This window comes from Nocardia sp. NPDC052316, assembly GCF_044547795.1.
Classification (GTDB): domain Bacteria; phylum Actinomycetota; class Actinomycetes; order Mycobacteriales; family Mycobacteriaceae; genus Nocardia.
On the sequence record NZ_JBIUBB010000004.1, the window covers coordinates 775371 to 788422 of the forward strand.

General features: G+C 68.5%; 8 protein-coding genes. 5 read left to right on the plus strand and 3 right to left on the minus strand.

All coding sequences use genetic code 11. The features are described 5' to 3' along the window. Positions 1–37 precede the first annotated feature (37 nt). Entirely contained in the window at positions 38–1177 is a 1140-nt protein-coding gene (locus tag ACIHA7_RS22005) for an XRE family transcriptional regulator (protein ID WP_397292560.1), read from the minus strand. A 330-nt stretch (positions 1178–1507) separates the two neighbouring features. Here ACIHA7_RS22005 and ACIHA7_RS22010 point away from each other — a divergent pair, with 330 nt between their 5' ends. After that, the gene (locus ACIHA7_RS22010; RefSeq protein ID WP_397292562.1) at positions 1508–1813 is read left to right on the plus strand and encodes a hypothetical protein; all 306 of its coding nucleotides are present in this window, start codon (positions 1508–1510) and stop codon (positions 1811–1813) included. Here ACIHA7_RS22010 and ACIHA7_RS22015 read toward each other — a convergent pair. Beyond that, positions 1760–4372 carry an AMP-binding protein gene (locus ACIHA7_RS22015; RefSeq protein WP_397292564.1) on the minus strand — a complete coding sequence of 871 codons (2613 nt, stop codon included), beginning with the start codon at positions 4370–4372 and terminating at the stop codon, positions 1760–1762. The genes ACIHA7_RS22010 and ACIHA7_RS22015 overlap by 54 nt on opposite strands. A gap of 93 nt (positions 4373–4465) precedes the next feature. Beyond that, positions 4466–5350 (minus strand): PAC2 family protein, encoded by an 885-nt coding sequence (locus ACIHA7_RS22020; protein ID WP_397292567.1) that lies wholly within the window; start codon positions 5348–5350, stop codon positions 4466–4468. A gap of 147 nt (positions 5351–5497) precedes the next feature. Between ACIHA7_RS22020 and metH the strand changes: the two genes are divergently transcribed. The 4 genes from metH to ACIHA7_RS22040 all read left to right on the plus strand — a co-directional run bounded on the left by metH (position 5498) and on the right by ACIHA7_RS22040 (position 12994). After that, positions 5498–9094 (plus strand): methionine synthase, encoded by a 3597-nt coding sequence (metH, locus tag ACIHA7_RS22025; RefSeq protein ID WP_397292570.1) that lies wholly within the window; start codon positions 5498–5500, stop codon positions 9092–9094. Between the two features lie 505 nt (positions 9095–9599). Further along, positions 9600–11312, plus strand: coding sequence for a protein kinase (locus ACIHA7_RS22030; RefSeq protein WP_397292573.1), 1713 nt, complete (start codon positions 9600–9602; stop codon positions 11310–11312). After that, positions 11309–11980, plus strand: a complete 672-nt coding sequence (locus ACIHA7_RS22035) for an HAD family hydrolase (RefSeq protein ID WP_397292575.1) — start codon at positions 11309–11311, stop codon at positions 11978–11980. Before ACIHA7_RS22030 ends, ACIHA7_RS22035 begins: the two co-directional genes overlap by 4 nt. 150 nt (positions 11981–12130) lie before the next feature. After that, a complete protein-coding gene (locus ACIHA7_RS22040) occupies positions 12131–12994 on the plus strand; it encodes an arpA protein (RefSeq protein ID WP_397292577.1) in 864 nt (287 codons plus the stop codon). The last annotated feature ends 58 nt before the right edge of the window (positions 12995–13052 follow it).

Below are 13052 nucleotides of genomic sequence, written 5' to 3' on the forward strand. Positions count from 1 at the left end.
TTCGCCGTTGAATCGGGCTGTGCCGGTTCGCTACCGGTCACTCGCTCGAGAGTGCGCGCAGCTGGTCGAAATAGACTCGGGTGCGCGGATCTCCGGGGTAGCGGGCGATGATTTCGCGCGCGGCCTCGCCCGCGATCCACATGAGCGAGGGCAGTGAACGGCGTTTACCCGCGAACGCGCGCAGTCCCTCGTCGACGGCGAGTTCCAAGTCGCGGTTGCGCACGGCGACCACGGCGAGGGTGAGATGGGCCTCGGATACCCGCATCGGATTGCGGACGGTGCCGTCGGCTCTGGTCGAGTTGCGGATGACCTCGTTGGCGTAACTCTCCGCGCGCCGATCCTCGCCCGCGACGCGGCAGCAGTCCATCGCGTAGAAGTCGAACTTCTGTGGGTCGACCACGAAGTGGTTGTCCAGGTTGATCGGATGGTCGAGTCGCTCCAAAATTGCTCGACCCTCGTCGAGAGCTGTCTCGACCTCGCGCCGGTCGCCGAGTCGCGCCCACGCCTTGGCCCGCTGCGCCGCGAGTTGCACACCCACGCCCAGGTTCCGGCTGGCCTCGAGTGCCTGGTCGACGGCGTCGATGGCGCCCCGGTAGTTGCCTTGGGTCAGCGCGAACCAAGCCGCCATTTCCGCACTCCAGCCGGTGATTTCGGCGTTCTCGGCCTCCTGGCCGAGCGAGTACGCAGCGCGGCGGGTGGCCTCGGCGGCGGTCCGGCGGCCGAGGTCGTAGTCCACGCAACCCACCAGCAACGCAACCCATCCCGCGAGGACCAGGATGTCGCGGTGCTGCGCCAAAGTCAGTCGTCCGTCCAGCAGCGAGGTAATTCTCCGCAACCATCCGGTGCCCTCGGCGTGCAGCTCGTGCGGATCGGCGTAGGAGTACTCGCAGCACAGGCGTTCCGCGGTGATGCGGATGGCATCGAGGGTGGCGGGGGAGACGTCCGACATGCGCAGGCGGCCGATGAATTCCAGCGTGTCCATGCCGGTTGCCGAGAGCACCTCGTCGTCCCGGTTCGGCCGGGCCTTGGGGAAGAACGCCGCTGTGACTGTGTCGAAGGCGGCGGCGATGATAGGGGCATAGAAATCATCCGGCCGCGACTCGCCCGATTCCCAGCGGCGCCAGTTACGCAGCAGTGTACTGTCTGTCGGCAGGTTGTGGGATGACTTGGCGCGCATCACGCGGACGGCATCTGCTTGTGACCACCCCCGCGCATCGCGTTCAGAACGCATCCGGACAGCCCAGACGGGTCGATCGTCTCCAGCGGCCACGTCAGTAGTATCGCACCAGTTAACGCCCGGTGGCCGAGATAGGGCATATAGGTGTCAGTGGGTTGACATCTGCATTCGCAGTTTGGCGTTGTGCATGCTGGACCAAGGGAGCGGAAAGTTTGCCGGACCCATCTTGTTACAGCCAGATGTAATTGCATCTGTCCTTGCAAGGCGCAGTGCCCCACAATGGGGGAGATCCACATGAGAACAGCGGTACCCAATCCAACGGAGGTTCGGGTGGAAGCGTTGATCTATGGATACTTGCGTGACGATCTGGCCGATGGCCACAGCGCAGAGCTCGAGGATGCGATGAGCACCCTCGCCCGCGAGGAAGGGCTCTGCTTCGCCGCAACGTTCCATGAATCGACTTCCGGTGACGGCGCGGCATTTGTCGAGCTGACCCAGGAGCTCAAGCGAGCGGACGCGCACCACGTAGTGGTCCCGTCGCTCGATCACCTTGCCGGTCAGACGATCCCACGGGATATTCTGCTAGCGAAGCTGGCGCGCGAAGCGGCGGCGCAGGTCTGGACCATCGAGACCTGACAGCCACGACGGCACGCCGGACCACTGGGGTATCGCCCAGCGCGTGGTCCGCCCGGAGCGCCGTCGCACCTCCGCGAGCACCCTCGTCGCGGCCACACCGGCCAGCAGCGAGGCGAGCAACGCCGCAACATGGTGTTGCCCGAACAGCGGATACACCTGCCAGTGCAGCAGATACACGAACAACGAGCTGTCGGCGAGCACCGCCGCGACCACCGCCGGCACGGCGGGCACCCGGATCGCGGGCAGCCAGATGAGCAGCAGCAGCCCCGTCATCACCAACCGCTCGCGATCCGGCACGCCGAAATAGCCGGGCACGCAGGCCAACAGGACGGCACTGACCACAAGTCGCTGCCACGCCGTCGTCGCCTTCGCGGCCGCCCAGCCCATGGCGAAGAACCACACCGCCAATGGTGAGAACGGCACATCCTTTGCCGGATAGAGCCCGAACGGCTGATAGCGCAGCACCAAGGTGAGCGCGAGCAGGCCCATGGCGAACCAGAACGGTGCGCGCCGCTGCAGCCTGTCCACCAGTGGTACCCGCAGCAGCAGCGCCGCGGCCACCATGAAGTAGATCAGCACCTCGATGAACCACAGATGCCCTGCGGTGTCGCTGTCGTGTGGGCCCAGAATCTTGTTGAGCAGCAGCACGTTCTGCCAGCCGTAGTAGTCGGTGAACAGCAACGTGACGGCTACCCATGCGGCGGTCGGCACGGCGATCAGCGCGGCCGTGCGCAGCACGTGCCGCAACCGTTCGGCACGCGGCGCGGCGGTCACCGCGAAGCGGGCGAAGTTGAATCCGGCCACCCCGAGCAGCACGTGCGCGGCGCCCCACCAGACGAACAGGCCGATGTGCGTGCCCGCGATCAGCACGATGGCGGCGGCGCGCAGCAGCGTGCTCGTGTCGACGGTGCGGCCGAACCGCCTGCCGCCGTGCGGGATCCGGTCCAGCTGGGCGACGGTCATGGTCGGCCAGTCGGCGGGGAGCCTGCCGAGCGCGCGTTCCACCCTGGCCGCGGTCGTCACATAGGTCAGCGAGTTGCCGCCGAGGTCGACGAAGGTGCTGTCCGGGTGGATGCGCGCCGGGTCGATACCGAGGGCGCCGGCGTAGAGGTCACGGATGCCGCGGGACTGCGCAGCGGGCGCCGACAGCGTGCGGACGGCCGGGTAATCCGGCTTGCCGTTGGCCAGCCGCGGCAATTCCGCTACGGCGCATACCCGTACGGACGCGGCGGGCAGCCCGGCCAGCTGCGCCGCGGTCTCCGTCGGATCGGTCGCGGGGCTCTCCACCGCGACGACGAGCAGTTCCTCGTCGTCGGTGCAGCAGACGGTGAAACCCGCGGCCGCCAGCCCGGATTCGAGACGCTGCAGATCGATGCGCAGCCCGAAGATCTTCGCGAACCGGCTGCGGCGGCCGATCACCTGGTACAGGCCATCGGGGGTGCGGCGGGCGAGATCGCCGGTGCGCAAGGCGGTTACGGTGCGCCCGAGCGCGAGATCGGCGGGCGACTCGGCATAACCCAACATGACGTTGGGGCCGCGATAGACCAGTTCGTGCGGCACGGCGTCGGTCGCGTGCCCACCGAGGTCGACCCCGGGCTGATGCCCACCGGTCTCCTCGATCGGTTCCAGACTGAACTCGCCACCGGGGATCGGCACCCCGATGCAGTCCGGCCGCTCGGCCGCCAACTCCGGTGGGAGATAGGCCATTCGGGCGGTCGCCTCGGTCTGGCCGTACATCACGAAGAAGTCCCAGCCCGCCTGGGCGCCGAGCTTCGCGTAGTCGCGGACCCGGTCGGGCGCGAGCCTGCCGCCGGCCTGCGTGACATACCGCAGATCGGGCAATGTCATGTGGGCGAAGCCGATTCGGTCCAGCAGGTCGATGGTGTAGGGGACGGCAGCGAAAGATGTTGCGCGACAGGAGCGGAACTCGTCCCAGAACGCGTCGTCCAGTACCGACCGCTCGGTGAGCAGCAGGCTCGCGCCGCGCAGCAGGTGGCTGTGCACCACGGAAAGCCCGTAGCAGTAGAACATCGGCAGGGTCGTTGCCGCGCGGTCGTCCGGGCCGATGGCGAGGTATTCGGCGATGGACGCCGCATTGGCGAGCAGGTTCGCCGCGGAGAGCCGGACCAGCTTCGGCGAGCCGGTGGAACCCGAGGTGCTCAGCAGCAGCGCGAGATCCGGATGCAAGGTGTGCGCGGAGGTCTCGCGCCGGATGAGTGGTTCGCCGTCCTCGATGACCACGTCGGGATCGTAGGCGCCCAGCAACTCGTCGGTGACTTCCGCGGTGAGCAGCACGACGCAGCCTGCGCTGAGCGCGCCGAGATACCCGACGAGCGAACGCAGATCGTTGCGCGCCGCGAGCGCGACGAGCCGCCGGCTCGGTCCGAGTTCGGCCGCGAAATCCTCGACCAGCGTCGCCAGCTGGGCGTAGGTGACCCGTCGCGCCTCGTCCGCCGCTGTTTCCTTCGCCGCGCCATCCGCTCCGGACGAGCCGGGGCAGCGGACGGCGACCCGCTCGCCGAAACTACGCAGGTGCGCGACGAGCGGGGGAAAGGTCACCCTAAAAAGAATAGGGGGCGGCGGCTTTCCGGCCAACAAGCGGCCCCCTGGTGAACAGCGGGCAAACCCAAAGTTGTTAGTACTCGGGCCTGTTCAGAGTCCGAAGCTGCCCGGGCCGCGCCTGCGCAGGTACTTCTCGAACTCCGCCGCGATGGCGTCGCCGTCGATCTTGGCCATCGCCTCGTTCACGTCGACCGCCGCGTCGCCGCGCTCCTCGAGGGAGCGCACGTACTCGCTGACCTCGTCGTCGCCCGCGGTCATCTCGTTGACCGCGGTCTCCCATTCCTCGGCCTGCGTGGGCAATTCGCCGAGCGGCACCTCGATGTCGAGCACGTCCTCGACCCGGTGCAGCAGCGCGATGGTGGCCTTCGGGTTCGGCGGCTGCGAAACATAGTGCGGCACGGCGGCCCAGAACGACACCGCGGGCACACCCGCCTTCACGCACTGATCCTGCAGCACGCCGGTGATGCCGGTCGGCCCCTCGTACCGGGTCTGCTCCAGGTTGAAACGCTCCGCTGCTTCTTTGCTGTAGGCAGACCCGGTGACCGGGACCGGGCGGGTGTGCGGAGTGTCGGCCAGCAGCGCGCCGAGGATGACGACGGTTTGCACGCCGAGTTGTTCGATGAACTCCAGCAGGTCCTCGCAGAAGCTGCGCCAGCGCATATTGGGTTCGATACCGCGCAGCAGCACGATGTCGCGCTCGCTGCCGGGCGGCGAGCACACCGAGAGCATGGTGGATGGCCACTGGATTTCCCTGGTCACGCCGTCCACCTGCCGGACCGTCGGCCGGTTGACCTGGTAGTCGTAGTAGTCCTCGGAGTCGAGTTCGGCTAGCGGCTCGGCGTCCCAGATCAATTCCAGATGCTCTACGGCGCCGCTTGCGGCGTCGCCCGCGTCGTTCCAGCCTTCGAAGGCCGCGACCAGCACCGGTTCCCGCAACGTCGGCAGTTCCGGATCGGGAGTTTCACTGGGGTTCACTCGGTCAGCCTAATGTGTGCGGCGAACTGGCGTGTCGTATGCCGGGGCCGGGCCCGGCGTGTTCGACGGCGTCGGCGGCGCAGGTGTGTCCGTGTCCACCCGGCTCGGGGGGTCGGCCTGTCCGACCGGACCATTACGCTGGTCCTCATGTCTGCGTCACTGCCCGCCGAGTTCGACACCACGCTACTCGACACGTTGCGCCGCCGCGTCGTGATCGGGGACGGCGCGATGGGCACGATGTTGCAAGCGGCCGACCTCACGTTGGACGACTTCCTCGGTTTGGAGGGCTGCAACGAAATCCTCAACGACACCCGCCCCGACGTGCTGCGCAGCATCCACCGCGCGTACTTCGAGGCGGGCGCCGACGCCGTGGAGACCAACACGTTCGGCTGCAACCTGCCGAACCTGGCCGACTACGACATCGCCGACCGCATCCGGGATCTGTCCGAGCGCGGCACCCGGCTGGCCCGCGAGGTCGCCGACGAGATGGGGCCGTCCGCCGACGGGACACCGCGCTATGTCCTCGGCTCGATGGGGCCGGGCACGAAGCTGCCCACCCTCGGGCACGCTCCTTATACCGCGCTGCGTGACGCGTACACCGAGTCCGCGCTCGGCATGCTCGACGGCGGTGCCGATGCCATTCTCATCGAGACCTGCCAGGACCTGCTGCAGGTCAAGGCGGCGGTGACCGGTAGCCGGGAGGCCATGCGGCAGCTCGGCAGGCGCATTCCGATCATCACCCACGTCACCGTGGAGACCACCGGCACCATGCTGGTCGGCAGCGAGATCGGCGCGGCGCTCACCGCGCTGGAGCCGCTCGGCATCGACATGATCGGGCTCAACTGCGCGACCGGCCCGGCCGAGATGAGCGAGCATCTGCGGCATCTGTCCCGGCACGCCCAGATTCCGGTGTCGGTGATGCCGAACGCCGGCCTGCCGGTGCTCGGCGCGAACGGTGCCGAGTACCCGCTGACCCCCGAGGAGCTGGCGGTCGCGCTCAGCGGCTTCGTCTCCGAGTTCGGGCTCGCGCTGGTCGGCGGCTGCTGCGGCACCACGCCCGAGCACATCAGGCAGGTGACCGAGGCGGTCCGTGCGATCGAGCCGAAGCTGCCGCCGATCGACGCGCGCCGCGCCCCGGCGCACGAGCCCGCCGTGTCCAGCATGTACACGGCGGTGCCGTTCCAGCAGGACGCCTCGATCATGATGATCGGTGAGCGCACGAACGCCAACGGCTCCAAGGCGTTCCGCGAGGCGATGCTGGCCGAGGACTGGCAGAAGTGCCTGGATATCGCCAAGGATCAGACCCGCGACGGCGCGCACATGCTGGATCTGTGCGTGGACTACGTCGGCCGCGACGGCGCCAAGGACATGGTCGCCCTCGCGAGCAGGCTGGCCACCTCCTCGACGCTGCCGATCATGCTCGACTCCACCGAAACCCCGGTGCTGAAGGCGGGTTTGGAGCACCTCGGCGGTCGCTGCGCGGTGAACTCGGTGAACTACGAGGACGGCGACGGGCCGGAGTCCCGCTTCCACCAGACCATGCAGCTGGTCGCCGAACACGGCGCCGCGGTGGTCGCACTGACCATCGACGAGGAGGGGCAGGCCCGCACCGCCGCGAAGAAGGTGGAGATCGCCGAGCGGCTCATCGCCGACATCACCGGCAACTGGGGGGTGCGCGAGAGCGACATCATCATCGACACCCTCACCTTCACCCTCGGCACCGGCCAGGAGGAGTCGCGCAGGGACGGCATCGAGACCATCGAGGCCATCCGCCTGCTCAAGGAGAAGCACCCCGCGGTGCAGACCACCCTCGGCCTGTCGAACATCTCGTTCGGCCTGAATCCCGCGGCCCGTCAGGTGCTGAACTCGGTGTTCATGCACGAGTGCGTGCAGGCCGGGCTCGACTCCGCGATCGTGCACGCGTCGAAGATCCTGCCGATGGCGCGGATTCCGGACGAGCAGCGCGAGACCGCGCTCGATCTGGTGTACGACCGCCGCGGCGAGGACTACGACCCGCTGCAGAAGCTGATGAGCCTGTTCGAGGGCGTGTCGACGTCGTCGTCGCGGGCCTCGCGCGCCGAGGAGCTCGCCCAGTTGCCGCTGTTCGAGCGGTTGGCGCGGCGGATCGTGGACGGCGAGCGCAACGGCATGGAGGCCGACCTCGACGAGGCGATGCAGCAGGTGCCGCCGCTGCAGATCATCAACGAGACGCTGCTGTCCGGCATGAAAACCGTCGGCGAGCTGTTCGGCTCCGGTCAGATGCAGCTGCCGTTCGTGTTGCAGTCGGCCGAGGTGATGAAGGCCGCGGTCGCCTACCTGGAGCCGCATATGGAGGCCACCGACGACAGCGGCAAGGGCCGCATCGTGCTGGCCACCGTCAAGGGCGACGTGCACGACATCGGCAAGAACCTGGTCGACATCATCCTGTCCAACAACGGCTACGAGGTGGTGAACCTCGGCATCAAGCAGCCGATCGCGACCATCCTCGATGCCGCGGTGGACAAGAAGGCCGACGTCATCGGCATGTCCGGGCTGCTGGTCAAGTCGACCGTGGTGATGAAGGAGAACCTGCAGGAGCTCAACACCAAGGGCGTGGCCGAGCAGTTCCCGGTGCTGCTCGGTGGCGCGGCGCTCACCCGCGGTTACGTGGAGAACGACCTGACCGAGGTGTACGAGGGTGACGTGCACTACGCCCGCGACGCCTTCGAGGGCCTGCGGTTGATGGACGACATCATGACCCGCAAGCGCGGCGGCGGCCTCGACCCCGACAGTCCCGAGGCGATCGCGGCGCGGGAGAAGGCGGCCGAGCGCAAGGCCCGGCACGAGCGGTCCAAGCGCATCGCCGAGGAGCGCAAGGCGGTCGAGGTGCCGATCGAGGTGCCCGCGCGCTCCGACGTGGCCGCGGATGTGCCGGTGCCGACCCCGCCGTTCTGGGGCACCCGCGTGGTGAAAGGCCTGGCGCTGCACGAGTATTCGGGGCTGCTCGACGAGCGGGCGCTGTTCCTCGGTCAGTGGGGTCTGCGCGGCCAGCGCGGCGGCGACGGGCCGAGCTACGAGGAATTGGTGGAGACCGAGGGCAAGCCCCGGTTCCGCGCCTGGCTGGACCGGCTGAGCACCGAGAACGTGCTCCAGCACGCCGCCGTGGTGTACGGGTACTTCCCGGCGGTGTCCGAGGGTGACGACGTTGTCGTGCTCACCGAGCCGAATCCCGGTGCGCCGGAACGGTATCGGTTCACCTTCCCGCGTCAGCAGCGGGATCGCTTCCTGTGCATCGCCGACTTCATCCGCTCGCGCGAGCGGGCCGAGGAGACCGGTCAGGTGGACGTGCTGCCGTTCCAGCTGGTCACCATGGGTCAGCCGATCGCCGACTTCGCCAACGAACTCTTCGCGGCCGACAACTATCGCGACTATCTCGAGGTGCACGGCATCGGCGTGCAGCTCACCGAGGCGCTGGCCGAATACTGGCACCGCCGTATCCGTGAGGAACTGACCCTGGACGGTCACGCGGTCGCCGACTCCGACCCCGCCGACGTCCTGGAGTACTTCAAGCTCGGCTACCGCGGCGCCCGGTACTCGTTCGGTTACGGCGCCTGCCCCGACCTGGACGACCGTGCCAAACTGGTTGATCTCCTGGAGGCCGACCGCATCGGCGTCGTCCTCTCCGAGGAATTGCAGCTCCATCCGGAGCAGTCGACCGACGCGTTCGTCCTCCTGCACCCCGAGGCGAAGTACTTCAACGCCTGATTCACCCAGCGCACACCTTTTACGTAAGCCGTGCACCGTCTATAGCGGGTGTGCGGCTTATGTAATGGGTGCGCGGGCTTGGTCGACCCCAATTTCGACCAGTACGGATGACTGTTGTCGGGCGAAATCGGTTATGACCGTCGTGATCGGATAGTGATCGTGGTCACGGTGTCGCGGAACACTGTTCGCGTCCGGCGAGGGCCTTGGTTACCTGCTCGTATGCCATGATTTGGGCAAATCCCGACGCGCCGAGGGTATTTCGTGTCTCGGCGTGGCGCGGCGCTGACCTGGGGGATTGCTCAGGGAGTTTCGGTGAGGTGGATGTGTGTCGGGTGGGTATGCCATTGTCGGAGGCGTTGCAACTGCATCCGGAGCAGTCGGCGGGTGCGTCGCCATCGCTGCATACGGGTGCAAAGGACTTCGGCGCGTGGCATTTTCGGGATTTTCCCGACGGTACGCGCCAGTGCAGGACCAGCTCGGCGCGTAAGCAGGAAGGCACAACAGCATGACGGCGGACCGATTGATCGCGGGACGGTATCGACTCACGGATCCGATCGGCACAGGTGCCATGGGCGTTGTGTGGCGGGGGACCGATGTCCGCCTGCGGCGCACGGTCGCGGTGAAGCAGTTGATCCTCGCGCCCGGCCTGTCCAGGACCGCGGCGCTGGAGGCGAAGCTGCGCGCCATGCGCGAGGGCCGGATCGCGGCCCGGCTGCACCATCCGCACGCGATCACCGTCTTCGACGTCGCCGAGGAAGACGGCCAGCCCTGGTTGGTCATGGAATACATGGACGCGCCCAGCCTGGCGGCCAAGCTCTCCGGCAAGCGGACCCTGCCGCCGGTGGAGGTCGCGCGCGTCGGCGCGCAAGCCGCGGCCGCACTCGCCGCCGCCCATGAGGCGGGCATCATGCACCGCGATGTGAAACCGGCGAACCTGCTCGTCGGCGACGACGGCACCGTGAAGCTCACCGATTTCGGCATCTCGCGCGCGGTCGGCGACGTCACCGTCACCGCCACCGGCTTCCTCGCGGGCACCCCCGCCTATCTGGCCCCCGAGGTGGCGCGCGGCGAGAACCCGGAGCCCGCCTCCGACGTATTCGCCCTCGGCTCAACACTTTACGCCGCCGTCGAGGGGCAGCCGCCGTTCGGCGAGAGCGACAACCCGCTGGCGGTCCTGCACGCCGTCGCGCGCGGCCAGGTGCCGGAGCCGAAGCATGCCGGTGCGCTCGGCCCCGTGCTGATGCGGCTGCTCGCGCCGACGATCGACGCCCGCCCGACCATGCGGGAGGCGCAGCAGGCGCTCGAAGCCGTTGCGGAGGGCCGGGATCCGAAGATCGGCGCTCCGTCGCTCACCAAGGCCCTGCCCGCACCGGGCGCCGACGCGACGACCGTCATCCCGCACCCGGGCACCGACGGCGCGGGCAGTACCTCGAACGCGAACGACGCCACCTCGATCGTGGCGACCGCCGCGCTGACGAATTCCGCTGCCGCCGAATCCGTTTCCGCCCAACCCCCCATCCCGCCGCGCCCAGGCCTGGCCACCCTGCCCGGCGGCGCGCACAACGGACCCTCGCGCAACCGCTCCCTCGCCCTGGCGACGGCCGCGTTCGTCGTGGTGCTGGCCGTGATCGGCCTCATAGCCTTGCTCACCAATGATCGCAAGGGCGGCGACACCGCCGCCCCGCCCGCGACCGCCGCCCCGTCCTCGTCCGTCGAAAGCCCGCCGTCCCCCTCCAACGCGGCCGCCCCCGGCCCGCAGGAACCGACGACTCAGGCGTCCCCGCCGGCTTCGACCACCCAGCCGAGCCCGACGCCGACTCCGTCCTCGGCCCCGCCGTCGCCCACCCCGACCCCGGCTCCCACGACGGTGCCGCCGCCACCCCCGACCGTCACGGCGACTCCCTTCGGCGCGCCGCAGTCGGCCAACGTCGTCCAGTTCACACAGGGCTACTACAGCATGCTGCCGGGCAATACCTCCGGTGCCTGGGCGCAGCTGACACCGTCGTACCAGGCCCAGACCGGCGGCTACGCCGAGTACTCCCGCTGGTGGGGCACGGTCAGCTCGGTCAGCGTCGGCAAGGTCACGCAGAACGGCGACAATCGCGCGACGGTCTCGCTCACCTATCGCATGAAGAACGGTGAGGTCCGATCCGAGAGCCGGTGGATCCAGGTGGTATCGGACAATGGACGGATGTTGATCTCCGGTTCCGGTACGTGACCCCCCGACCAGCCGCCGTTCTGTGGGATATGGACGGCACGCTGCTCGACTCGGAGAAGCTCTGGGACGTGGCGGTTCGGGAGTTGGCTCGCGAGCACGGGCACGAGATGACCGACGAGTTGCGGCATGCGCTGATCGGGGCGTCCGGGCCGGATGCGCTGCGGATGATCTTCGAGGGGCTCGGCGTGCCGCCGACGGCGGCGGCGTTGCGGGCGGCGGGGGAGTTCCTGGAGTGGCGGGTGACCGAGTTGATGACCGGCCCCATTCCGTGGCGGCCGGGGGCCGAGGACGCGCTGGCGATGGTGCGGGACGCGGGGCTGGCCTCGGCGCTGGTCACCAATACCAAGCGGTCGCTCACCGAGTTCGGGTTGAACACGCTGGGGCGCGACTTCTTCGATGTATCGGTCTGCGGTGACGAGGTGGCCAACGGCAAGCCGGAGCCGGACGTGTACCTGCGGGCCGCGGAGCTGCTCGGCGTGGATCCGCGGGACTGTGTCGCCGTGGAGGATTCGCCGACCGGCACGCGCGCCGCGCAGGCCGCGGGCTGCGCGGTGATCGTGATTCCGTGCGAGATCGCGGTGCCCGACGGGCCGGGGCGCAGCTTCCGCGACACCCTGGTCGGGCTGACGATCGAGGACCTCGAACAGGCGCTGAAGCTGCGCGACTGAGCGGGCCGAGTTCGACACTCCCGACTGCGCTGCACCGAGAGTTACTGTGCCGCAATGGGAGTGCGCGCAGATAGATAGGTGTGACTGCCGTCACCGGCAATCTCGCCGAATCTCGGGCGTGTCGCCGGTCCGCTCTACCAGAATGTCGCCATGGCAGCGGTGGGTGTCCTGGACGAGATCGTTGATACCGCACGGTATCCCCTCGCGAATCCGGCGGATGCCGAGCGGCAGGCCGCGGTGCGGCGGGCCGGCGCGGACCTGGCCGCGATCGGCTGCACCGTGCTGCGCGGCTTCATCCGGCCGGAGCTGACCGAGACGCTGCGGGCGCAGGGCGAGGCGATGGCGCCGCACGCGTACTACGAGGTCGAGCGGGTGAACGCCTATAACATTCCGCTGGATACCGCACTGCCCGAAGATCATCCGGGACGGATCGTGCTCGAGCGCGGCAACGCGTTCGTGCCGCGCGACCGCATCCCCGGCGACGCGCTGATCCACCAGCTGTACATCGACACGCGATTCCAGCGTTTCGTCGCGGACTGCTTCGGCCTGGCCGAACTGCACGAATTCGCCGACCCGCTGGCCGGGCTGTGCCTGAACGTCGTCGCGCCGGGCATGTCGCATCCGTGGCACTTCGACACCAACGAATTCACCGTCAGCATGCTGACCCAGCCCGCGGAGTCGGGCGGAATCTTCGAGTACTGCCCCAACATTCGCACGCCGGTTGACGAGCATCTCGACGACGTTCGCGCCGTGCTCGACGGCACCGGCGAACGCCTCATCCAGCGGCTCGACCTGCGCCCCGGCGACCTGCAACTGTTCCAGGGCCGCTTCTCGCTGCACCGCGTGTCACCCGTCGCCGGTGCCACGCAACGGCATTCGGCGATCTTCGCCTACACCGACCGGCCCGGCGTGATCGGCACGGTGGAGCGCACCCGGCAACTCTTCGGCCGGGTGCTACCCGACCATCTGGCCGCCGCGGCCGACGTCGTCCGCGGTGACCGCTTGCTCGACTGAGCCGAACGGCCCGATTCATCCCAGTGATCGGGAGACACCGCTCGACCCCGAGAGGAAC